Source organism: Staphylococcus sp. GDY8P57P, from assembly GCF_017892585.1.
In the GTDB taxonomy this organism is placed as follows: Bacteria; Bacillota; Bacilli; order Staphylococcales; family Staphylococcaceae; genus Staphylococcus; species Staphylococcus borealis.
Window position 1 is genome coordinate 1 of the sequence record NZ_JAESLK010000052.1, and the last position, 22786, is coordinate 22786.

General features: G+C 33.1%; 21 protein-coding genes. 15 read left to right on the forward strand and 6 right to left on the reverse strand.

Translation table 11 applies throughout. The features are described from left to right. The first annotated feature begins 96 nt into the window (after window positions 1-96). Window positions 97-1074, forward strand: coding sequence for an LCP family protein (locus KA878_RS13005; RefSeq protein ID WP_053030963.1), 978 nt, complete (start codon window positions 97-99; stop codon window positions 1072-1074). An 87-nt stretch (window positions 1075-1161) separates the two neighbouring features. On the opposite strand, the gene KA878_RS13010 is transcribed toward KA878_RS13005, so the two are convergent. Beyond that, window positions 1162-1350 carry a 2-hydroxymuconate tautomerase gene (locus KA878_RS13010; RefSeq protein WP_053030962.1) on the reverse strand — a complete coding sequence of 63 codons (189 nt, stop codon included), beginning with the start codon at window positions 1348-1350 and terminating at the stop codon, window positions 1162-1164. Between the two features lie 152 nt (window positions 1351-1502). Between KA878_RS13010 and KA878_RS13015 the strand changes: the two genes are divergently transcribed. After that, on the forward strand, window positions 1503-2765 hold the full coding sequence (locus KA878_RS13015) for a Y-family DNA polymerase (protein WP_070855583.1): 1263 nt from the start codon (window positions 1503-1505) through the stop codon (window positions 2763-2765). Between the two features lie 213 nt (window positions 2766-2978). Here KA878_RS13015 and KA878_RS13020 read toward each other — a convergent pair whose 3' ends face one another. Then, window positions 2979-4070 (reverse strand): prephenate dehydrogenase, encoded by a 1092-nt coding sequence (locus tag KA878_RS13020; RefSeq protein ID WP_193839370.1) that lies wholly within the window; start codon window positions 4068-4070, stop codon window positions 2979-2981. A gap of 150 nt (window positions 4071-4220) precedes the next feature. On the opposite strand from KA878_RS13020, the gene KA878_RS13025 reads away from it, so the two are divergent. The 12 genes from KA878_RS13025 (at window position 4221) to KA878_RS13080 (ending at window position 17713) form a co-directional block, all read left to right on the forward strand. Then, window positions 4221-5258 (forward strand): M42 family metallopeptidase, encoded by a 1038-nt coding sequence (locus tag KA878_RS13025; RefSeq protein WP_193839369.1) that lies wholly within the window; start codon window positions 4221-4223, stop codon window positions 5256-5258. Window positions 5259-5759: 501 nt separating this feature from the next. Continuing rightward, complete coding sequence (locus KA878_RS13030; RefSeq protein WP_193839368.1) at window positions 5760-7169, forward strand: anthranilate synthase component I; 1410 nt, start codon at window positions 5760-5762, stop codon at window positions 7167-7169. After that, window positions 7166-7765, forward strand: coding sequence for an anthranilate synthase component II (locus tag KA878_RS13035; RefSeq protein ID WP_193839367.1), 600 nt, complete (start codon window positions 7166-7168; stop codon window positions 7763-7765). The genes KA878_RS13030 and KA878_RS13035 overlap by 4 nt, the downstream gene beginning before the upstream one ends. Next, window positions 7740-8756, forward strand: a complete 1017-nt coding sequence (gene trpD, locus KA878_RS13040) for an anthranilate phosphoribosyltransferase (RefSeq protein ID WP_193839366.1) — start codon at window positions 7740-7742, stop codon at window positions 8754-8756. Before KA878_RS13035 ends, trpD begins: the two co-directional genes overlap by 26 nt. Next, window positions 8740-9522, forward strand: coding sequence for an indole-3-glycerol phosphate synthase TrpC (gene trpC, locus KA878_RS13045; protein ID WP_193839365.1), 783 nt, complete (start codon window positions 8740-8742; stop codon window positions 9520-9522). Before trpD ends, trpC begins: the two co-directional genes overlap by 17 nt. Next, a complete protein-coding gene (locus KA878_RS13050; RefSeq protein ID WP_193839364.1) occupies window positions 9519-10154 on the forward strand; it encodes a phosphoribosylanthranilate isomerase in 636 nt (211 codons plus the stop codon). The genes trpC and KA878_RS13050 overlap by 4 nt, the downstream gene beginning before the upstream one ends. Continuing rightward, window positions 10147-11358, forward strand: a complete 1212-nt coding sequence (gene trpB / locus KA878_RS13055) for a tryptophan synthase subunit beta (protein ID WP_193839363.1) — start codon at window positions 10147-10149, stop codon at window positions 11356-11358. Before KA878_RS13050 ends, trpB begins: the two co-directional genes overlap by 8 nt. Then, window positions 11351-12082 carry a tryptophan synthase subunit alpha gene (gene trpA, locus KA878_RS13060; protein WP_193839362.1) on the forward strand — a complete coding sequence of 244 codons (732 nt, stop codon included), beginning with the start codon at window positions 11351-11353 and terminating at the stop codon, window positions 12080-12082. Before trpB ends, trpA begins: the two co-directional genes overlap by 8 nt. Before the next feature lie 367 nt (window positions 12083-12449). After that, window positions 12450-13712: an aminoacyltransferase gene (locus KA878_RS13065; RefSeq protein WP_053030941.1), complete on the forward strand. Its 1263-nt coding sequence runs from the start codon at window positions 12450-12452 to the stop codon at window positions 13710-13712. 17 nt (window positions 13713-13729) lie between these two features. Continuing rightward, window positions 13730-14989 carry an aminoacyltransferase gene (locus KA878_RS13070; protein ID WP_053030939.1) on the forward strand — a complete coding sequence of 420 codons (1260 nt, stop codon included), beginning with the start codon at window positions 13730-13732 and terminating at the stop codon, window positions 14987-14989. An 850-nt stretch (window positions 14990-15839) separates the two neighbouring features. Further along, window positions 15840-16619 carry an HAD-IIB family hydrolase gene (locus tag KA878_RS13075; RefSeq protein WP_193839361.1) on the forward strand — a complete coding sequence of 260 codons (780 nt, stop codon included), beginning with the start codon at window positions 15840-15842 and terminating at the stop codon, window positions 16617-16619. Window positions 16620-16699: 80 nt separating this feature from the next. Beyond that, the gene (locus tag KA878_RS13080; RefSeq protein ID WP_193839360.1) at window positions 16700-17713 is read left to right on the forward strand and encodes a siderophore ABC transporter substrate-binding protein; all 1014 of its coding nucleotides are present in this window, start codon (window positions 16700-16702) and stop codon (window positions 17711-17713) included. A 78-nt stretch (window positions 17714-17791) separates the two neighbouring features. Here the strand turns inward: KA878_RS13080 and KA878_RS13085 are convergent, their stop codons facing one another. After that, window positions 17792-18133: a hypothetical protein gene (locus KA878_RS13085; RefSeq protein WP_053030933.1), complete on the reverse strand. Its 342-nt coding sequence runs from the start codon at window positions 18131-18133 to the stop codon at window positions 17792-17794. 166 nt (window positions 18134-18299) lie between these two features. Here KA878_RS13085 and pepF point away from each other — a divergent pair, with 166 nt between their 5' ends. Continuing rightward, the gene (gene pepF / locus KA878_RS13090) at window positions 18300-20111 is read left to right on the forward strand and encodes an oligoendopeptidase F (protein ID WP_193839359.1); all 1812 of its coding nucleotides are present in this window, start codon (window positions 18300-18302) and stop codon (window positions 20109-20111) included. A 112-nt stretch (window positions 20112-20223) separates the two neighbouring features. Here pepF and phoU read toward each other — a convergent pair whose 3' ends face one another. From phoU to pstA, 3 genes are all read right to left on the reverse strand, one after another. Then, window positions 20224-20865: a phosphate signaling complex protein PhoU gene (phoU, locus tag KA878_RS13095; protein ID WP_053030929.1), complete on the reverse strand. Its 642-nt coding sequence runs from the start codon at window positions 20863-20865 to the stop codon at window positions 20224-20226. A 12-nt stretch (window positions 20866-20877) separates the two neighbouring features. Further along, window positions 20878-21753: a phosphate ABC transporter ATP-binding protein PstB gene (gene pstB / locus KA878_RS13100; RefSeq protein ID WP_053030927.1), complete on the reverse strand. Its 876-nt coding sequence runs from the start codon at window positions 21751-21753 to the stop codon at window positions 20878-20880. A gap of 111 nt (window positions 21754-21864) precedes the next feature. Next, complete coding sequence (gene pstA, locus KA878_RS13105; protein ID WP_075108465.1) at window positions 21865-22785, reverse strand: phosphate ABC transporter permease PstA; 921 nt, start codon at window positions 22783-22785, stop codon at window positions 21865-21867. Window position 22786 lies beyond the last annotated feature (1 nt).

The following is a 22786-nucleotide window of genomic DNA, read 5'->3' on the forward strand; positions in this document are numbered from 1 at the left end:
CAATTATACGGACTTTATCTATAACTTAATTATATATAATTATAGTACATAGATATACAATTTTGAAGATTTTTACAAGACGTAAGGTAGGTAAATATGACAGAAGAGAAGGATAAGACAGTATACAGACGACAAGCAGAATCAGAGACACCTTCTAAACGACGAAATAAGAAAAAACTACGAAAATTACCTTTTATTATTTTGATTATAGTAATATTGCTTCTTGCAGCTATTATTTATATCGTCCATAGTTATCGTAGTGGTGTTAATTATGCTGAGAAACATGCCAAAGATATTAAAGTACATAAATTTAACGGACCTGTTAAAAATGATGGTAAGATTTCTGTACTTGTATTAGGCGCTGACAAAGCAAATGGTGGTAAGTCAAGAACTGACTCCATCATGGTAGTTCAATATGATTTTATTCATAAAAAGATGAAAATGATGTCAGTAATGCGAGATATTTATGCAGAAATACCTGGATATCAAAATTACAAAATTAATGCAGCATATTCACTTGGTGGTCCAGAACTGCTAAGAAAAACATTAAATAAGAATTTAGGTATCAATCCGGAATATTATGCAGTCATTGATTTTACAGGCTTTGAAAAAATGATCGATGAATTAGAGCCAAATGGTGTTCCTATGGACGTAGAAAAAGATATGTCTGAAAACATTGGCGTATCTCTTAAAAAAGGTCATCATCGTTTGAATGGTAAAGAATTACTTGGATATGCAAGATTTAGACATGATGAGGAAGGAGACTTTGGGCGAGTTAGACGTCAACAACAAGTTATGCAAACGTTGAAAAAAGAGTTAGTTACGCCTAGCTCTGTAGTTAAATTGCCTAAAGTAGCTGGTATTTTGAGAGGTTATATTAATACAAGTATGCCTAATTCAGCGATATTCCAAACAGGTATAAGTTTTGGTATTAGAGGAGATAAGAACGTAGAATCTCTTACAGTGCCGATTAATAATTCATACCAAAATATTAATACTAATAATGATGGCAGTGCATTAGACATTGATAAAGATAAAAACAAAAAGGCTATTCAAGAATTTTTAAATAATTAAATTACAGTAAAAAAGCACACTTAGCAAGTGTGCTTTTTTACTACGCAATTAAATACCATAATATTATTATGTAAACTTACCTGCATTTTATTCAGCGTCTGATTTTCTAACGCCTGCAACGCCATAATGATTTTTTTGCATTTCTTCAATGACAACATGAATAGCTTCTCTATTAGCTCCAGTTGTTTTTTCAACTGCATTTGTTACTTCAGTAACTAAATTTTTTAATTGTTCATCAGAACGTCCTTCTAATAATTTAACATTGATGATTGGCATTTTATTTCCTCCTTGAAATAGTAATTTCATCCATAGTATAGCATGTTTTAAGATACTACTCCAAAATAATTTTAAGAACACTCGTTCTTATTTTTATTGAAATAGAACAAGTGTTCGTATATAATAAGAATTGGATAAGGGAGGTATCTGGCATGTATGATTATAATTTGTTGGAGGATAGAGATATTCTGTGTATTGATCAAAAGAGTTTTTTTGCTAGTGTTTCATGCATCGACAAAGGGTTGGACCCACTAGAAACAAAATTGGCAGTAGTTGCAGACACTAAAAGACAAGGTTCAGTTGTTTTAGCAGCTACACCTAAACTAAAAGAAATTGGTATTAAAACAGGATCTAGGCTGTTTGAAATACCACATCGGAATGACATTTATATTATTAATCCTAGCATGAGAAAATATTTAGAAGTTTCAATTGAAATTTCTAAAATTGCACTTAAATATGTACCAGGAGAAGACTTGCATCAATATAGCATCGATGAATTTTTTTTAGATGTAACTAATAGTTATCATCGATTTAACTCTACTGTTCAGTCATTTGCAGAGCGATTACAAAAAGAGATAGAAGATAAAACAGGGATATATTGCACAATAGGTATAGGCTCAAATATGTTATTAAGTAAGGTTGCAATGGATATCGAAGCGAAGCATACAGCCAATGGTATTACAGAATGGAGATATTATGATGTCCCCCAAAAGTTGTGGAAAATTTCGCCACTAAGGGAATTTTGGGGCATCAATAAAAAAACAGAAGCAAAACTTAACAAGAAAGGGATTGTAACGGTAGGCGATTTAGCACAGTATCCGTATAAATATCTCAAAAGAGATTTTGGTGTAATAGGGGTGGATATGCATTTACACGCAAACGGTATTGATCAAAGTAAATTGAGAGAGAAATATAATGTTACTAATCCTTCTATATGCAAAAGTCAAATTTTGATGAGAGATTACCGATTTGAAGAGTCGAAAGTAGTTATGCAAGAACTAATTGAAGATGTTGCTAGTAGAATAAGAGCACGTAAGCAATTGGCAAGAACCATTCACTTTTCATTTGGCTATACGGAAGGCGGCGGCGTACATAAGCAATATACATTAACGGATGCGACAAACTTAGAGCGAGATATTTATAAGGTAGTAAATTATTATGCGAATCAATTATGTGATAAACACGCGCTGTATCGGACATTGAGTGTATCATTGACACAACTTATTAATGAAGAAGACCGTCAACTCAATTTGTTTATTGATGAATATGAAAGAAGACGAGATGAGAAATTAGCCAAAACTATTGATTATTTACAAAATAAATATGGAAAGGGCATTATATCTAAAGCGATATCTTATACTGATGCTGGAACAAAGCATGGACGATTAGGTTTAATGGCAGGGCATAAAATGTAAATAATGTCCTCCTAACAATGATGGTATCAAGATGAAAATTGGGCATGCCAATTTCAAACTTGCTTTGCTCGTGGTATATCTTTGTGAAGTTCTCTTTACTCAGGGCTCGATGCCTAATTGTGCAATGTTTGTATCATTTCTGCATTGGGATCCAATCATCGGTATCTTGAGCTACTAATATTTTAGGAGCGTCATCAAGTTAGGAGGATATACTTATAAAATATATGTTTCAAAATCATGCAATGCCTGAATACCACGTTCGCGATCTTCAGGAGTTTTAAAGCTAATTTGCAAAGCACCTAAAATATCTTCACGAACTTCGAGGATTTTTAAGTTACTTATAGAAATATTATGTAAACTTAAGATAGAAGTAACTTTGCTAATCATACCCGATTTATCTGGAATATCTACATAAAGATCATACGCAATACTTAGTGCACCTTGTTGCTTAACTGGGAGCTGGTCTCTGAATTTTTTGGCACTTGAGAAGAAATCATGAATCTCATCAGTGTGATTTGAGCGAATATGCGTGGAAATTGAATTTATCTGTTGTTGTAACATATCCAATAGGTGAAGTATGTTCTCTTGATTACTAAATGTAATATCACGCCACATATCTGCATTACTACTAGCAATACGTGTAACATCTCTAAAACCACCAGCAGCTAATTGAGTTATCAAAGCATGATGATTTGAGTTTGATTCGCTTAAATGAACTAAACTTGATGCAATAATATGAGGTATGTGACTGACGACACCAGTAACGTAATCATGTTCTTGAGCAGAGGTTGTTATAAATTTTGCAGATGTCGTTGATAATAATGATTGTAATTTTTGGGCTGTTTCAGCATTGCGTGCGTCGTTATAAACAAGGATGTAGTAAGCATTTTCAAATAAGTGTTTTTTAGCGTTAAGAACACCTGATTTATGACTTCCAGCCATTGGATGGCCACCAATAAGATGAATATCATTGCTTAACAGATATGCTTCGTAGCTTTGAATATTAGCTTTCGTACTGCCAGTATCAGTTACAATCAAATGAGGTTGTGTTTGATAATTAGGTAATTCTTTTAAATACACTTCAGTTTGTTGTACAGGCGTAGCATAAATGATAACGTCTGCTTTTTTAACACCTTCACTATAATCTTCAACTTTTTCGTCAATTATTCCAATCGACAAAGCTTTTTCTAGTTGATTTTTATCTGCATCAAAAGCAGATATTGTTAAGTTAGGCTGGTAATATTTTAAGTTGCTGGCTAAACTTCCACCAATCAAACCAAGACCTACAAATAAAATATGTTGCATATTGAATCACCTTATTTCGAAATTTTCAGAATATGTACATTGTAAGGTACAGACTATAGATAAACAATAGTAAAATAAATGAATTAATAGTGATAGTATTATAAATACGATAAAATGTTACCAATAAATAATTTAACTAGGGAGGTAATGATGACTCAAAAGGTATTGAAAACAATAAAAGAACTCACAGAAATCAATAGTCCATCTGGTAATGCGACAGAAGCAATCAATTATGTTAAGAGTAGAGTTGAATTACTAGGTTATGATACTAAGATAACAAATAAAGGCGCTTTAATTATCGAAGTTCAAGGAGAAAACCAAGCGCAACAAAGATGTATAACTGCTCATGTAGATACATTGGGAGCAATGGTTAAAGACATTAAAGAGGATGGCCGATTGGCTATAAGCTTAATAGGTGGATTTACATACAATGCTATTGAGGGAGAATATTGTGAGATTCAAACTGAATCGGGACAAACATATACTGGAACGATATGTATGCATGAAACAAGTGTGCACGTTTACAGAAATAACCATGAAATACCAAGAGATAGTGAACATATGGAAATACGTATCGATGAAAAAACGACATCTGATCAAGAGACAAGAGATTTAGGAATTGAAGTGGGAGACTTTGTCAGTTTTGATTCTAGAACTGAGATTACCTCATCAGGATTTATCAAATCAAGACATTTAGATGATAAAGCGAGTGTGGCAATGATACTAGAATTGCTAGAGAAACTTAAGCAAGAAAAAACGCAATTACCATATACAACTCAATTTTACATTTCCAATAACGAAGAAATTGGTTATGGTGCTAATGCTTCTATATCGGATAAGATAGTAGAATTTATTGCACTTGATATGGGCGCATTAGGTGATGGCCAGTCATCAGATGAATACACCGTATCAATTTGTGCTAAAGATGGATCTGGTCCATATCATAAAGAATTAAAATCACATCTAATAAATTTATGTAAAATAAACAATATACCATATAAAGTGGATATTTATCCTTATTATAGTTCAGATGCGTCAGCAGCCTTAAAAGCTGGTGCTGATATTCGTCATGGTCTATTTGGTGCTGGTATCGAATCATCTCATGCACTAGAGAGAACGCATGTAGAATCTATTGAAGCAACGCAAAATCTTCTTTATGCATACTGTTTATCACCTATAAATTTATAATCGATTGTTGACAAACAAAATAGATTTTTGTATTATACTGAATTATAAGAAATATCACACAATTCTATGAATGAAGTAGATGATATGGTTTGTAGCAAATAGAAAGCCAATGGGTGATGCAAATTGGCACAACGTATTTATCGAATTGGGTCTGGAATTCTAAAGTTTAATAATTGATGAGTGAACAAATTATTGTTAATTAAGGTGGCACCACGGTAACGCGTCCTTATAAAGTAAGCGCGTATGCTGTGGTGTTTTTAATATTCAATTTAATAGCATAAATGAAGTAGTGGTAAGTATGGTAGTGACAGAAAGTTGATGGGTGATGTAAATCAACACCGCTTAATATGAAATTGGGTTTATGCTAGTAAAACAAATTAATATCAATGAGTGAATGTTCAATATTCCAAATAATCGGAATATTGCGTTAATTAAGGTGGTACCGCGCGTCAGCGTCCTTTAGATAAGGAGGCTGACTTTTTTAGTGAAAGGAATGAGAAAATGGATTTTTATTATGAAGTATTAAGAGCGCATATAACGCCCGAAGTTTTAGGGCAGTTAAACGAACGAAAAATTATACTAGAAAGTACGAGTCAACAACAATTGAAAGGTAGATACTCTATCGTAGCATTTGAGCCCTATGGCACTGTCAAATTAAATGATAATACATTGATGATTGATACTTTAAAAGGAACTCAAACAATAACTTCCGAGCCATACAATTATTTGAAATCATTCATCAATCAGTTTGATTGTGACATTGATGATGAAATATTAAAGCAATTGCCATTTATTTCAGGTTTTATCGGAACGTGTAGTTTTGATTTAGTGCGACATGAATTTCCAATTTTACAACGCATCGCTATTGAAAGTAAGAAAACAACACACGACGCAACGCTCTATATGATAGAAGATGTGTTTGTATTTGATCATTATAAAGATGAGTTATACGTCATTGCGTCAAATCAATTTTCAAAAGTAAGTAAAACTGAATTAAAAACTAGGGTAGCTCGAAACGTTCAGTCATTATCACACATTCAAGTTTATCAAGAAGATATTAAAAAACGACCTAAGCGATCAAACATAAAAGCAAATATTTCTGACAAACAATTCATTCATATCATCCAAGAAATGAAAAGACGGATTACTGAAGGAGATATGTTTCAAGTTGTACCTTCTAGAATATATAGTTATGAGCATCATTTCAAAGAAGATAAGAACCAATTAAGTTATCAGCTTTATCAAAACTTAAAACGGAAAAACCCTAGCCCATATATGTATTACATCAACATGGACCGAGAGATTATAGTTGGGAGTTCACCAGAAAGTTTTGTCGCAGTTCATAACGGTGAAGTGACAACGAATCCCATTGCTGGAACGATTCAACGTGGTACAACGCCAGAAAAGGATGAGCGTAATGCTAATCAATTAATCACAGATGAGAAAGAGCGAAGTGAACATAGTATGCTTGTAGATTTAGGTAGAAATGACATTCATAGAGTGAGTATCACCGGAACTTCTGAAATATCTAAACTTATGGTAATTGAAAAATATGAACATGTCATGCATATCGTCAGTGAAGTGAAAGGCAAAATTAAAAAGGAGTTATCTCCGATGACTATTATTGCAAGTCTTTTACCAACTGGAACCGTTTCTGGTGCGCCTAAACTAAGAGCGATTCAACGTATATATGAAGCATATCCATATAAGAGAGGCGTCTATAGTGGTGGCGTTGGTTATATCAACTGTAATCAAAATTTAGATTTTGCATTGGCAATACGGACCATGCTCATTGATGACAATACGGTTAATGTTGAGGCGGGCTGTGGGGTGGTATACGATTCTGTACCTGAAAAGGAGCTTGAAGAAACGCGACTTAAAGCCAAAAGTTTACTGGAGGTAACACCATGATACTAATTATAGATAATTATGATTCATTTACGTATAACTTAGTTGATATTGTTAGTCAAATTGATGATGTATGTATTAAATATCCAAATGATAAAGATGTATTGCATTATTTAGATCAAATTGATGGTGTGATTATTTCTCCAGGTCCTGGCCACCCATTAGATGGTGATGAATTGATGACAATTATTGATAACTATCATTCATTACCTATTCTAGGGGTATGTTTAGGCGCTCAAGCACTAACTTGCTATTACGGTGGCAAAGTTGTCCAAGGAGAAAAAGTGATGCACGGCAAAGTGGACACGCTTGAAATTCAAAATCAGTCGCCACTCTATTTGTCGATACCACATCAAATTAAAATTATGAGATATCACTCGCTTGTCAGTGACATAGCGTCTTTTCCAAAGAATTTAATCATTACTGGGCGGACGAAAGATGCAATACAATCCTTTGAAGATAAGGCGCATCTACATTTCGGAATTCAATATCATCCCGAATCATTCGCCACTGAGTTTGGCGCACAAATCATTAAGAATTTCATTCATATTGTAAAAGAAAGGGGGCATCTGAATGGCGCTAATAAAACATATAAATAAACATACTACTATAACCCAATCAGAGGCAACGCAATTGATAATGTATCTAACGGATCCGCAAGTTGATATTGAAGAAAAAGTCGATGTACTAACGCGTTTTACTAAAAAAGAAATTAAACAAGAAGAATTAACTTATATTGCCAATGGATTAATTCAAACTATGTATCCTAAACAACCCACATATGAAGGTAGTATTTGTGTGTGTGGAACAGGAGGGGATAAATCAAATAGTTTTAATATTTCAACGACGGTATCGTTTGTCGTCGCGAGCGCAGGTGTTCCGGTTATCAAACATGGAAATAGAAGCATCACATCGCATTCAGGAAGCACAGACTTATTAAAAGAATTAGACATAAGGACGACGAAAGTATTAGATGTACCATTACAAATCGAAAGGCAAGGATTGGCATTTATTAATGCGATGGAATCTTATCCCATTATGAAACATATTCAACCCGTTAGAAAAATGATTCCTATGCCGACTATTTTTAATATAATTGGGCCACTTATCAATCCATTTAAATTAACTTATCAAGTCATGGGCGTATACGACCCAAGTCGATTGCACATGATAACGCAAACGCTTAGAGATTTAGGGCGTCGAAGAGCAATCGTAATACATGGAGCCAACGGTATGGATGAAGCTACATTATCTGGAGACAATGAAATTTATGAGCTAAATGAAAAAGGTAATATAACGCATTACTATATTAACGCTAAAGATTATGGATTAAAGGCTGCTGATAACACAGCATTACAAGGTGGTAGTCCAATTGAAAACAAACAAATTACGTTGGACATTTTAAGTGGTCGTGACACATCTTGTAGAAGAGATGTTGTTGTACTGAATACAGCCCTTGCATTATATGTATCAGAAAAAGTAGCTACAATCGCTTCCGGAATAGATCTCGCACAACATTTAATTGATAGTGGTCGTGCGATGAAACAATTTTTACAAATTAGAGGTGATAGTTGTGACAATATTAAATGACATAGTGGCATATAAAAAGCGTTTATTAAACGATGGTTATTACCATCAGAAATTGCAAACATTAAAAGCGACAAAACATAGTCGTAAAGCACGTTTAACCGATGCATTAAGTAGAAACGAAAATTTAGTATTAATCGCAGAAATCAAATCGAAGAGTCCGTCCATTAAGGCATTTCAACAAAAAGATGTAGTTCAACAAATAAATGATTATGAAAGATATGGCGCAGATGCCATTTCTATCCTTACTGATGAACAATATTTTGGTGGTAGTTTTGAAAGATTACAAGCTTTATCGGCAAAGACGCAATTGCCGGTGTTGTGCAAAGATTTTATCATTGATCCGCTTCAAATTGATGTTGCTAAACAAGCGGGTGCATCAATTATTTTACTCATTGTGAATATTCTTACTGATGAAAAGTTAAAACAACTTTATCATTATGCGACGTCTAAGGGATTAGAAGTGTTGGTTGAAGTTCATGATGATAATGAGTTACAACGGGCATATGAGTTAGAACCGCAAATCATTGGTGTAAATAATCGAGATTTAAAATCCTTTAACACCGATGTTGAACATACGAATCATATACTTGAGTATAAAAAGGAAAACTATTTTTATATATCTGAAAGTGGTATTCATTCACAACAAGATGTCAAACAAATCATAAATAGTGGTATTGACGGCTTATTAGTGGGTGGTGCTTTAATGAATTGTAATCAGTTAGAACATTTTATACCATCACTTAAATTAAAAAAGGTGAAAGTATGATTTTAAAATTTTGTGGATTTAAAACAAAATCAGAAGTGTTAAAGTTGTCTACTCTGAATGTAAATATGGTGGGATTTGTACACTATCCCAAAAGCAAACGTCATTTAGAGATTGAACAAATTAATGCGTTAGCCCAGTTTGTCCCAGACGGTATAGATAAAGTAGTTGTAGTCGTTAATCCCACCTTCCAGCTTATAAAGCATATTTTAAAACAAACGCATATCAATGCGATTCAACTCCATGGGGAAGAAACGATAGCATTTATCAAGCGAATTAGGCTAAATTTTAAGAATATTAAGATAATTAAAGCGTTACCAGCCAGCCAGAATATCATAGATGAAATTGAACGATATCGTCCTTATGTAGACTTATTTATTATAGATACGCCATCTAAGCATTATGGTGGGACTGGTCATTCATTTGATTGGACGATTTTAAAACGCGTTAAGCAATCCGTTCCATTTTTAATCGCTGGAGGTATTAATGCTAACAAAATAAAACAAATTGAGACATTACAATTAAATCACTTAGGTTATGACATCTCAAGCGGAATCGAAACAAATGGCATGAAAGACAAAAATAAAATGTTAGCTGTAATACAGCAATTGAAGGGAGTACAAGAGAATGTTTAACATACAAACCGAAGCAGATGAACTCGGATTTTTCGGAGAATATGGTGGTCAATATGTTCCGGAAACACTAATGCCGGCAATTATTGAATTGAAACAAGCATATAAGAAAGCAAAGAATGATCGATCATTTCAAGATGAATTATCGTACTATTTAAAAGAATATGTAGGTAGAGAAACACCGTTAACGTATGCGAAATCTTACACCCAAGCACTGGGTGGCGCTCAAATATATTTAAAACGGGAAGATTTAAATCATACAGGTGCGCATAAAATAAATAATGCATTAGGTCAAGCATTATTGGCAAAGCGAATGGGCAAAAATAAATTGGTTGCCGAGACAGGAGCTGGTCAGCACGGAGTAGCAAGTGCCACAGTTGCTGCATTGTTTGATATGGAGTTAATCGTATTTATGGGTAGAGAAGATATTAAACGTCAACAGCTCAATGTATTTCGAATGGAATTATTAGGTGCCAAAGTTGAAGCCGTTGATGATGGTCAAGGAACGCTCTCGGATGCGGTTAATAAGGCGTTACAATATTGGGTGAGTCATGTTGAGGATACACACTATTTACTCGGTTCAGCATTAGGACCTGATCCGTTTCCCACAATGGTTAGAGATTTTCAAAGTGTAATTGGCCATGAAATAAAAGACCAAATACTTCAAAAAACAGGACGATTACCTGATGCTGTGGTGGCTTGTATAGGTGGCGGTTCTAATGCTATAGGCACGTTTTATCCATTTATTCAAGATAACGTTAAGTTGTATGGTGTCGAAGCTGCTGGACAAGGAGTTGATACAGATAAGCACGCGCTCGCAATTGGAAAAGGGCGACCTGGTGTACTTCATGGTTCAAAAATGTACTTAATTCAAGATGACCACGGACAAGTAGAATTAGCACACTCTATATCGGCTGGTTTAGATTATCCAGGTATTGGACCAGAACATTCATATTATCACGATATTGGACGCGTTAAATACGAACATGCTAGTGATACCGAAGCTATGGAGGCACTTATCCGCTTCAGTAAAATGGAAGGTATTATACCAGCCATTGAAAGTGCACATGCACTGAGTTATGTAGAAAAATTAGCACCAAAAATGAGTGGAGATGAGATTTTAGTAGTGACGATTTCAGGTCGCGGTGATAAAGACATGGAGACAATTCGACATTATATGAAGACAAGAGGTGACTCACATGACTAAGCTTTTTATTCCATACATTATGGGAAACAAATCATTTATTAAGAATGTAAAAATCTTAGATGAAAAGGGTGCTGATATCATTGAAATTGGTGTGCCGTTCTCAGATCCAGTTGCGGATGGCCCTATCATTATGGAAGCAGGTAACCAGGCGATCAAAGAAGGGGTAACAATAGATTATATTTTTAATGAACTATCTAATCATAAAGATGAAATCAATTGTAAATATGTACTAATGACGTATTACAACATTATTGTTTCTTATGGCGAAGAGGCTTTCTTTAAACAATGTGCAAATGTGGGTGTTTATGGTGTGATTATTCCTGATTTGCCATACGAATTAACTCAAAAATTGAAAGCTAAAATAGCTAAGGTGAATGTTAAGCTCATATCACTTGTAGCAATGACTGCAGATGATGAACGTATTAATAAAATTGTTAAACAGGCAGAAGGATTTATCTATACGGTAACAATGAATGCTACAACGGGTGAAAATGGAACATTTCATCCGCAATTAAAAGATAAATTAAAACTGCTTAAAACACATACAGATATACCAGTTGTTGCAGGGTTTGGAATCAGAACAATAGAACATGTCAAAGATATTGCTGGTGTAGCAGACGGTGTAGTTATTGGTAGTGAAATCGTTAAACGTTTGAGTCATGATGATAATGTAGATACGATTCACTTTTTGAAACAAGTGAGAGAGACGCTAGATATGCTTTAGATAAAAAGCGTCCCTTGGTGGTGATAATACAAATTTCAATCATTATTGTACAATAGCTACACCTAATTATTATGGCAAAACAAACTGGGAGCGGACGACGAATTTTAAAAGAATTCTGTTCCGCTTCCAGTTTTTATTTACTACTTTAATTAGATGACATCGTTTAGATAGGATCACAACATTTATTTTATAAAATATTTCATTCTCATAAATGGTTTGTATTTTAGTTTTGTTAATTTCTATTGTATACTTAATGAAACTGGATATATAAATTTTTGGTTGAAGATAAAGATATTATTCAAAATTATAATTTAAATTTTGAACTAAAAAAATAGATAAAGATTCTTTGAAGTAGGAGCAATAAATAATGAAGTTTACAAATTTAACAGCTGCAGAATTTGGCAATTATACGGATAAAATGCCATATAGTCATTTCACCCAAATGACTGAAAACTATGAGATGAAAGTTGCAAATAAAACAGAAACTCACTTAGTTGGTATCAAAAATAAAGATAATGAGGTCATTGCAGCTTGCATGTTAACAGCAGTACCAGTCATGAAATTTTTTAAGTACTTTTATAGTAACCGTGGACCAGTAATTGATTATGATAATAAAGAGCTTGTCCACTTTTTCTTTAATGAGTTAACAAAGTATTTAAAACAACATCATTGTCTCTTTGTTCGTGTTGATCCTTATTTACCATATCAATACTTAAATCATGACGGTGACATAACAGGTAATGCTGGCAATGATTGGTTCTTCGATAAGATGAAGCATCTAGGATTTGAACATGAAGGATTTACTAAAGGCTTTGACCCGATTAAACAAATTCGTTACCATTCTGTTCTAGATTTAAAAAACAAAACAGCTAAAGATGTATTAAACGGTATGGATAGTCTTCGTAAACGTAATACAAAAAAAGTTCAAAAAAATGGTGTGAAAGTTAAGTTCTTATCAGAAGAAGAACTTCCAATCTTCCGTTCATTTATGGAAGATACTACCGAAACAAAAGAGTTCCAAGATAGAGACGATAGTTTCTATTATAATCGATATAGACATTTCAAGGATCGCGTGCTCGTTCCATTAGCTTATATTAAATTTGATGAGTATTTAGAAGAACTTCAGAATGAACGTGAAACGTTAAATAAAGATGTAAATAAAGCGATTAAAGATATTGAAAAACGTCCAGATAATAAAAAGGCGCTAAATAAAAAGGAAAACCTCGAAAAACAACTTGATGCCAATCAACAAAAAATAGATGAGGCAAAAACATTACAAGCTGAACACGGTAATGAACTGCCAATATCTGCTGGTTTCTTCTTTATCAATCCATTTGAAGTTGTATATTATGCTGGAGGAACTTCTAATAAGTATAGACATTTTGCGGGAAGTTATGCTGTTCAATGGACAATGATTAATTATGCGATTGATCACGGCATTGATAGATACAATTTTTATGGCATCAGTGGTGACTTCAGTGAAGATGCTGAAGATGTTGGTGTTATTAAATTTAAAAAAGGCTTCAATGCAGATGTAATTGAGTATGTTGGGGACTTTATGAAACCGATTAACAAACCTATGTATTCAGTATATAAGACACTCAAAAAGATGAAAAATAGATTTAATTAAGAGGGGAATAGACGAATATGAAATTTACAGAGTTAACAGTTAAAGAATTCGAAAACTTTGTACAAAACCCATCATTAGAAAGCCATTACTTCCAAATGAAAGAAAATATTCAAACACGTGAAAATGATGGCTTTGAAGTAGTGTTACTTGGTGTTAAAGACGAAGGCAATAAAGTGCTTGCAGCTAGCCTTTTCTCAAAAATACCAACTATGGGAAGTTATGTATATTACTCAAATCGCGGTCCAGTTATGGATTACTCAGATCTAGGTTTAGTTGATTTCTATTTACGTGAATTAGAAAAATATCTACATCAACATCAATGCCTATACGTTAAAATTGATCCATATTGGATTTATCAAATTTATGATAAAGATATTAATCCACTTGAAGATAGAGAGAAAAATGATGCGGTAGTCAACTTATTTAAATCTCATGGTTATGAGCACCATGGATTTACTACTAAATATGACACATCGAGTCAAGCGCGTTGGATGGGGGTTAACTACCTAAAAGGAGAAACACCTGCATCATTGAGAAAGCAATTTGATAGCCAACGAAAAAGAAATATCAATAAAGCGATAAACTACGGGGTAAAAGTAAGATTTCTAAGTAGAGATGAATTTCATATATTCCTAGATTTATATCGTGAAACAGAAGCACGAACAGGTTTCGTATCTAAGACGGATGAATACTTCTATAACTTCTTTGATACTTATGGAGATAAAGTGCTTGTTCCACTTGCATACATTGATTTAGATGAATACATAAAATCATTGCAAGACGCATTAACTGACAAAGAGAGCCGTCGTGATCAAATGATGGCAAAAGAAAATAAAAATGATAAACAACTTAGAAAAATTGCTGAATTAGATAAGCAAATTGAACACGATAAAAAAGAACTCTTAAATGCAAGCGAATTACGTCAAACAGATGGCCAAATCTTGAATTTAGCATCAGGTATTTTCTTCGCAAATGCATATGAAGTGAATTACTTCTCTGGAGGCTCATCTGAAAAATATAATAATTATATGGGACCATATATGATGCATTGGCATATGATGAACTATTGTTTCGAACATGGTTATGATCGCTATAATTTCTACGGTTTATCAGGCGATTTCACAGAGAATAGTGAAGATTATGGTGTTTATCGCTTTAAACGAGGATTTAATGTATATATCGAAGAGTTAATTGGGGATTTCTATAAACCTATTAATAAGTTTAAATATTGGTTGTTTAACACACTTAATACAATTCGCAAGAAAATAAAAAAATAAATTAATGTTAATAAAGGCTGCGACATTCAACATGTCACAGCCTTTATTTATCGTAACGATTGATAGAGACAAGTTACAATACAGTGTAGGTAAATTCTAAGTTGATTTTCATGTTGCCCCTACAATTTAATATTACCACAGGTTTGGTTTTTAGCAACAATATTACAAAATAAATTTATTTTAGTAAATTTAAAATGCATGAAAAGTAATTCCTTATAGAAATTAATTTAGTTTATCTTTTATGGGTATGTTCATCGTTTACGATTTAATGCGAAACAATTACGATTTAATGCAAAATATTATAAATGAAGATATATGTATATCATTCTTGTAAGTGAGAAAGAAATATTTAGGCACCTTGGAAGCATTTTAAATATATCTATGTAAATACAGTAATTTAAGAAAAACCTAAATTATGTCGGCGAGTCTCTATCATCGATTAAAACGATATACGTTCACATTTAGTTGAATGTATTTACTTAGTCATTGGTATAGTAAAAATTTTTTACTTAATTATTTAACGTTTAGGTAGCTGCTAAATACTGCAAGTTCTTGATCAATGATACGTAGTGATAAAATAACACGTTCAGAAATCATCCTGACAGCGCACGAATAAGTGTTATAACTAAAGGTATATGTCGATGTCTGTATTTTAGTTTACATAATATATATTATAGGAAGTTATATGTGTTATCTTAGGGGACCTATTCTTCCATGGATTAATCCACTTCTGATTAAATAGCGTTTATGATTTTCTTTTTAGTTAATATATACTTACATTGATATCATTTAACCACAAATTGTTTTAAATGCTAAACTTTATACATACTTATATATTAAGGAGTTATATATGAATATCATATTAGATATTGACGGTACGATTTGTTTTGATGGACAACAAATTAATCAAGATATTGTCGATCGTTTACTTAGTTTACATAATATAGGACATAGAGTTATTTTTGCTTCGGCAAGACCTATACGTGATTTAATACCTGTTTTACCTAAGCAATTTCATTTATTTCCACTTATTGGCGGTAATGGTTCTATCGTTTCTATTAATGGTCATATACGCCCATTGGCAACCATTCAGCCTAAATCTTTTAAGGTAATCAAAGATGTTATTAACCACTATGATTTAGATTATATTGTAGATGATCAATGGGATTATGCTGCGCGTGTTGATGAGTCCCATAATATTTTTCGTCGTCTTGATCCACAACGATTAGCACACAAATTAACACTTGATGATATTAAGGCACCGATTAAGACGATTTTATTGAATATTGCTAACGAAGATTTTGATGAAATTGCTGCTTATATAGCAACAACTGCACCTCATTTATCTCTGATTAATCATTCGAATGAACATAATATTGATATTACCGCTAAATATATCAATAAATTTACGGCTATTGAATCTATCCTTGGTAGTCAGCCAACCTATATTGCATTTGGTAATGATCACAATGATATTGAGATGCTACAACACGCTAAGATTGGCTATTTTGTGAATAATAATCAAATAGATGTTACTCTTTTTAAAAACGAAAATAAAATTCAGTGTATTGATGCTAATACAGATGCCCTATGTCTTGTTTTAGATCAAGTACTGGAAGAATTAGTTTAAAAATAAGTGAGTATATGCATTGAATTATATTGAAAATGATTATCAATTTCGATTATAATTGTTTCATAGGAGGCTTAATTATGAAAAATTCATTTAAATATATTGCTATACTCTTTTCAATCATCATATTACTTGCTGCGTGTGGCAAGGATTCGAATTCAAAAACATCCTCTTCCAAGGATACGATTACCGTTGACAATACATATGAATTCAAGGATAAAAATAATACCCATACTAAAGGTGAAATGAAAACCGAGAAAGTTAAGATTCCAGTAAATCCAGACCGAGTTGCTGTGTTGGATTATGGTGCGCTAGATATTATGAAACAGATGGGATTAGAAGACAAAATTGTAGCTATTGCAAAAGGTAAAGGTGCAGCATTCTTGCCTACTTCCCTTTCTGAATTTAAAAATGACAAATATACTAACTTAGGTAATCCTGGACAACCTAATTATGATAATTTGGCAAAGGCTAAACCCGAAGTCATTTTCGCTTCATTTAGACAAGCTCATACTAAAACTTTAGATGAAATGAAAAAAGCTGCACCTAACGCTAAAATATTATTTGTGAGTCCTGACAACGATCATTATATTGAATCAATTAAAGATAACACAACGTTGTTTGGTAAAATTTTCAAAAAACAAGATGTAGCTAAAGATTTAAATGAAAAGCTTAGTAAGAAAGTAGCTGAGACGAAAAAAGTGATCAATAACGATACGGTACTATTTCTAAACGTAGATGATAAAGGTGTTAAAGCATTTGGTCCTACAGGACGTTTCGGTGGATTCCTAAATAAAGATTTAGGTATAATGCATGCTGACAAGTCAATGAAAGCAAACTCAGCTGGTAATACAGTTACTTATGAGTATTTAAATAAAGTAGATCCAGATAAATTGTTTGTAATAGATCGTACACAAAAAGGTAACGACAAAACCTTACCTTCTGCTTTAAATAATGATGTCATTAAAAATATGAAGGCAATCAAGCATAACCAAGTTTACCAATTTGAATCTAATGCGTGGTATTTTTCAGAAGGTGGTATTCAAACAACGATTGAACAATTAGATAAAATTGAAAAGGCATTTAAAAAATAATAGAGCACACCCCCTAAATATAATAAAAAAACGTTTGAAACTAAATGCATTAAGCATGATGTTTCAAACGTTTTTTTATTATCTATTGCGACGACGGAATGTTTCGTCATCATCTTCGTATTTACGTATTTCCTTTTCTAATTGTTTCTTTTTACGTTCACGACGCCAATTTCTAGTGAAATACCATAATAAAAAGCTAATAATTAAACTGATAATGGCTAAAAACGCAGCGTATCCAAGTAATGGTTGGAATGAAATGTCATAAAAATTAGGTATGAAAAATGCTAAAACAGCTAACGCGACAAATGTAATTACTGCGGATACAAACCATTTTTTTAGTACTAAAGCACTAAAGACAGTCAAAATAATCATTGCAACTATAGTAATCCATAAATAGTTTGGCATATCAAAAATAGTCATGTGTATCTCCTATCCTAAAAAAAGTTCTTTTAAATACTATACAATAATACGTAATTAAATCATACATCTTTGCTTACGAGTTTAACTCGGCCTTAAGGCTTAATAATGAGTTTGAAAATAATATTGTGTATAATAGTTGTGAAAAATAATTGAGGGAGTGAAATATATGACGTCAGGTTTACCATTTAGAAAAGATGTCTCAGAATCAGAAAAATGGAATTTAAATGATTTATTTGAAAGTGACGCACATTTTTATGAAACGTTAGATAATGTCCTTAACCAATCAAAATCATTTAACCAACAATACAAAGGTAAAATTACTGATGCTACAATGATTAGAAAAGTGTTGACTGAATTTGAAAATATCCTTATTCAGCTTGATCGTCTAGGCAATTATGCAGAATTACGACTAAGTGTCGATACAGCAAACACAGAGGCACAAACATTAAGTGCTAAATTATCAACAAATTATGGAAAAATTTCAAGTCAGTTATCCTTTGTAGAATCAGAAATAGTATTACTACCTGAGGATGTGATTAAACAAGCAATAGCTGAATCTGATGTGCCACACTACTTAGAAAAATTAATTGAAAGCAAACCATATCAATTATCTCCAGAAGTTGAGCAAGTATTGGCTAGCTTGTCACCTACTTTCCAAAGTGCCTATGAATTATATGGCACTACGAAAATGTTAGACATTGCCTTTGAATCATTTGAACATAATAATGTGACATACCCTATGGATTACGCTACATTTGAAAATGAATATGAAGATAATGCTGATCCTGAATTTAGACGTAAAAGTTTCAAAAGCTTTAGTAACGCATTAAAGAAATATCAACATACAACTGCTGCGACATATAACCAATATGTGCAACAAGAAAAAATAGAAGCAGATTTAAGAGGTTATGATTCTGTCATTGACTACTTATTACATGATCAAGAAGTTACACGAGAAATGTATGACAGACAGATTGACGTAATTATGAGTGATTTAGCGCCAGTAATGCAGAAATACGCTAAACTATTACAACGTATTCATAAGCTAGACAAAATGCGCTTCGAAGATTTAAAAGTATCTGTTGATCCAAGTTATGAGCCTGAAATATCAATAGAAGATTCTAAACAATATATTCATGGTGCACTAAAGGTACTTGGTGATGACTATATTCAAATGGTGGAACATGCTTATAATCAACGCTGGATTGATTTTGCACAGAATAAAGGGAAAGATACAGGTGCTTATTGTGCTAGTCCATATGCTACACATTCATATGTATTTATTTCTTGGACAGGTAAAATGACTGAAACATTTGTCTTAGCACACGAATTAGGTCATGCAGGACATTTCACTTTAGCACAGCAACATCAACACTTGTTAGATTCTGAAGCATCAATGTATTTCGTTGAAGCACCATCTACTATGAATGAAATGTTAATGGCTAATTATTTATTCAGTAATAGTGAAGACCCTAAATTTAAACGTTGGGTCATTGGTTCAATATTATCACGTACGTATTATCATAATATGGTTACTCACTTATTAGAAGCTGCATATCAACGTGAAGTATACCGCAAAGTGGATAATGGTGAATCACTAACAGCGCCAGTACTCAACCATATCATGCAAGATGTTTATGAACAATTCTTTGGTGACGCTGTTGAGTTAACAGATGGTTCGGAATTAACTTGGATGCGCCAACCCCACTACTATATGGGATTGTACTCATACACATACTCTGCAGGGTTAACCATTGGTACAGTTGTTTCGCAAAAAATTAAGCAAGAAGGTCAACCGGCAGTAGATGCATGGTTAAAAACATTACAAGCAGGTGGAAGCCAATCACCTATTGCTTTAGCAAAAATTGCAGGTGTTGATATTACAACAGATGCCCCACTTAAAGCAACAATCAAATACATTTCTGACTTAGTAAACGAAGCGGAACAATTAACAGATGAAATTGAACAACAAGGTTAAGTCATTACGTTTGTTGATTAATTTTAAAAACCCTGATAATAACTGATTCAACTAGTTATTATCAGGGTTTATTTACTTAATTTGGGTTATTTCATTTAGGAATAATTCTATGTTATTTATCGTAATGTTCACCAGTATAGAAATAATAAATACTTTCTGCTATATTTCTAACGTGGTCCCCGACTCTTTCAAGGTTTCGAGCTGCAAGGTGTGCTTGTCCGGCTACAAAAGGATCGTTATCGATTAGATAAGTCGTGTTAACAATATTGGCATAAAGATCATCAATGTCTTTATCACGTTCAATCACTTCTTTAATCAATGTGATATCTTCTTCCTTTGTTGCGGTGTTAAGGTCTTGCAACATTAGCATTGCCAATTTCCCCATCGTTTTTAAACGCGTTAACACATAATGATCCGTAATCTTTACTCGGAGTCTAATATGCGCGATATGTGCTGCATTATCACCCATTCGCTCAAAGTCTGTGGAAATTTTTAAAGCTGCCATCATCATTCTTAAATCAGTTGCAATAGGTTGTTGCTTAGTGATGAGCATAATCACTTTTTCATTAATTTCATAGTCTAAATGATTAATCGTTTTATCATTTTCAATTACTTTTCTTGCATAATTTTTATCTTCTTCACTTAACGACACTAAAGCATGTTCTAGATTAAAATAAACACGAAGACCAAGGTGACGAATATCTTTAATTAAGTCACCCAATTGACCTTCGTATTTCTGTCTAATAATGGTCATCATAGTCGAATATTAACCGAAACGTCCTGAGATGTAATCTTCTGTTTGTTTATCAGAAGGATTAGAGAAGATTTTATCAGTGTCGTCATATTCGTTAACGTACCCATTAAGGAAGAATGCAGTTTTATCTGATACACGTGCAGCTTGTTGCATGTTGTGTGTAACCATAATAATTGAATAATTTTCTTTTAATTCTTGAACCAATTCCTCAACTCTTAAAGTAGAAATTGGGTCAAGTGCAGATGTAGGTTCGTCCATTAAAATGACATCTGGTTCAATTGCTAAACATCTAGCGATACAAACACGTTGTTGTTGACCACCAGACAAACCATATGCATTTGTGTGTAATCTATCTTTTAATTCATCCCAAATTGCAGCGCCACGTAAAGATTTTTCTACGATTTCATCTAATAGTTTCTTATCTTTAATACCGTGTGTTTTAGGGCCATAAGTAATGTTATCATAAATTGATTTTGGGAATGGGTTTGGTTGTTGGAACACCATACCAACATTCGTTCTTAATTTTTCTTTAGAATAATTTTCGTCAAAGATATTTTGATCACGGTAAAGAATTTTACCAGCAGTTTTGACTGAAGGTACTAATTCTACCATACGATTTAATGTTTTGATGTATGTTGATTTACCACAACCAGATGGTCCAATAATTGCTGTTACATTGTTTTCTAAAATATCTAAATTGATATTTTGTAAAGCATGTGTATCGCCATACCATAAATCTAAGTTTTGTGTTGAATAAACTACTTTTTTATTCGTATCAGTTTCGTTATTATGTTTCACTTCATTTGATGAAACAACTGTTGAAATTGAGTCTTGAGATCGATTTGTATGTTGTGCTAATTCTTTCTCTTTAACATTTGTATTTGCCATAATTAAAAACTCCTTTATATCTGTAAGATTGAAACGATAATGATGCACGATTATAAACATGTCATTGTCGCTTCAATCTTCACTCCCTAATGAATGATGTATATGAATGGATTAATATTTTCTAGAGAACTTGTTACGTAAGAAAATGGCTACTGCGTTCATCAATAATAAGATGACTAGTAATACGATAATTGCTGCTGATGCAACATTTTGGAATTCAGCTTGAGGCATTTTAGCCCAAGTGTAAATTTGCGTTGGTAATGCTGTAAACATAGACATAATACTTGTTGGTGTTGCTAATAGAATCGTTGGTATACCAATTAAGATTAATGGTGCTGTTTCACCCAGTGCACGAGATAAAGATAGAATGAAACCAGTTAAGATACCAGGTAGTGCTGCAGGTAATACAACACGTCTAATGGTTTGCCATTTGTTTGCGCCTAAGCCGTATGAAGCTTCACGAACAGAGTTTGGAACAGCTCTGATTGCTTCCTGACTTGAAACGATAATAATAGGTAAAATAAGTAATGACATTGTTAAGGCTGCAGCGATAACACTATTACCTAAAGCAAGTGCTTGAATACCGCCACCACGAACGAACAATGTTAATCCTAGTAAACCAAATACGATTGAAGGTACACCGGCTAAGTTAGAAATGCTAATTTTAACGAAGCTCGTAAAGAAATTGTCTTTCGCATATTCTTCTAAATAAATTGCCGTACCAACACCTAAAATCATAGAGATTGGGATAATACTTACCATTAACCAAATTGTTCCTGCTAATGCACCTTTAATACCTGCTTGTGAAGGTGTAGAAGAAGAGAAACTTGTAAAGAAATCTGGTGTAAGATAACCAATACCTTTAACAAATGTTTGAATTAATAAAGCTGCAAGTACAATTAAAGCGATGACGATACATGAAAAGAATAACCATTTATTTAGCTTGTTCGTTTTGCCACGACTTGAAATATTTTTTTCTACTTTATTTTGGTCTATTAATGTTTTTGCTTTAGGATTTGTAGTAGCTGTCATA

What these genes read in the sequence shown, in the direction of transcription:
- trpA (WP_193839362.1), top strand. Translation starts at nt 11,351, where the DNA reads ATGACTAAGCTTTTTATTCCATACATTATGGGAAACAAATCATTTATT.
- KA878_RS13080 (WP_193839360.1), top strand. Translation starts at nt 16,700, where the DNA reads ATGAAAAATTCATTTAAATATATTGCTATACTCTTTTCAATCATCATA.
- trpB (WP_193839363.1), top strand. Translation starts at nt 10,147, where the DNA reads ATGTTTAACATACAAACCGAAGCAGATGAACTCGGATTTTTCGGAGAA.
- trpD (WP_193839366.1), top strand. Translation starts at nt 7,740, where the DNA reads ATGGCGCTAATAAAACATATAAATAAACATACTACTATAACCCAATCA.
- pepF (WP_193839359.1), top strand. Translation starts at nt 18,300, where the DNA reads ATGACGTCAGGTTTACCATTTAGAAAAGATGTCTCAGAATCAGAAAAA.
- KA878_RS13005 (WP_053030963.1), top strand. Translation starts at nt 97, where the DNA reads ATGACAGAAGAGAAGGATAAGACAGTATACAGACGACAAGCAGAATCA.
- KA878_RS13070 (WP_053030939.1), top strand. Translation starts at nt 13,730, where the DNA reads ATGAAATTTACAGAGTTAACAGTTAAAGAATTCGAAAACTTTGTACAA.
- KA878_RS13025 (WP_193839369.1), top strand. Translation starts at nt 4,221, where the DNA reads ATGACTCAAAAGGTATTGAAAACAATAAAAGAACTCACAGAAATCAAT.
- KA878_RS13030 (WP_193839368.1), top strand. Translation starts at nt 5,760, where the DNA reads ATGGATTTTTATTATGAAGTATTAAGAGCGCATATAACGCCCGAAGTT.
- KA878_RS13050 (WP_193839364.1), top strand. Translation starts at nt 9,519, where the DNA reads ATGATTTTAAAATTTTGTGGATTTAAAACAAAATCAGAAGTGTTAAAG.
- KA878_RS13035 (WP_193839367.1), top strand. Translation starts at nt 7,166, where the DNA reads ATGATACTAATTATAGATAATTATGATTCATTTACGTATAACTTAGTT.
- KA878_RS13020 (WP_193839370.1), bottom strand. Translation starts at nt 4,070, where the DNA reads ATGCAACATATTTTATTTGTAGGTCTTGGTTTGATTGGTGGAAGTTTA.
- pstA (WP_075108465.1), bottom strand. Translation starts at nt 22,785, where the DNA reads ATGACAGCTACTACAAATCCTAAAGCAAAAACATTAATAGACCAAAAT.
- KA878_RS13010 (WP_053030962.1), bottom strand. Translation starts at nt 1,350, where the DNA reads ATGCCAATCATCAATGTTAAATTATTAGAAGGACGTTCTGATGAACAA.
- KA878_RS13015 (WP_070855583.1), top strand. Translation starts at nt 1,503, where the DNA reads ATGTATGATTATAATTTGTTGGAGGATAGAGATATTCTGTGTATTGAT.
- phoU (WP_053030929.1), bottom strand. Translation starts at nt 20,865, where the DNA reads ATGACCATTATTAGACAGAAATACGAAGGTCAATTGGGTGACTTAATT.
- pstB (WP_053030927.1), bottom strand. Translation starts at nt 21,753, where the DNA reads ATGGCAAATACAAATGTTAAAGAGAAAGAATTAGCACAACATACAAAT.
- KA878_RS13065 (WP_053030941.1), top strand. Translation starts at nt 12,450, where the DNA reads ATGAAGTTTACAAATTTAACAGCTGCAGAATTTGGCAATTATACGGAT.
- KA878_RS13075 (WP_193839361.1), top strand. Translation starts at nt 15,840, where the DNA reads ATGAATATCATATTAGATATTGACGGTACGATTTGTTTTGATGGACAA.
- KA878_RS13085 (WP_053030933.1), bottom strand. Translation starts at nt 18,133, where the DNA reads ATGACTATTTTTGATATGCCAAACTATTTATGGATTACTATAGTTGCA.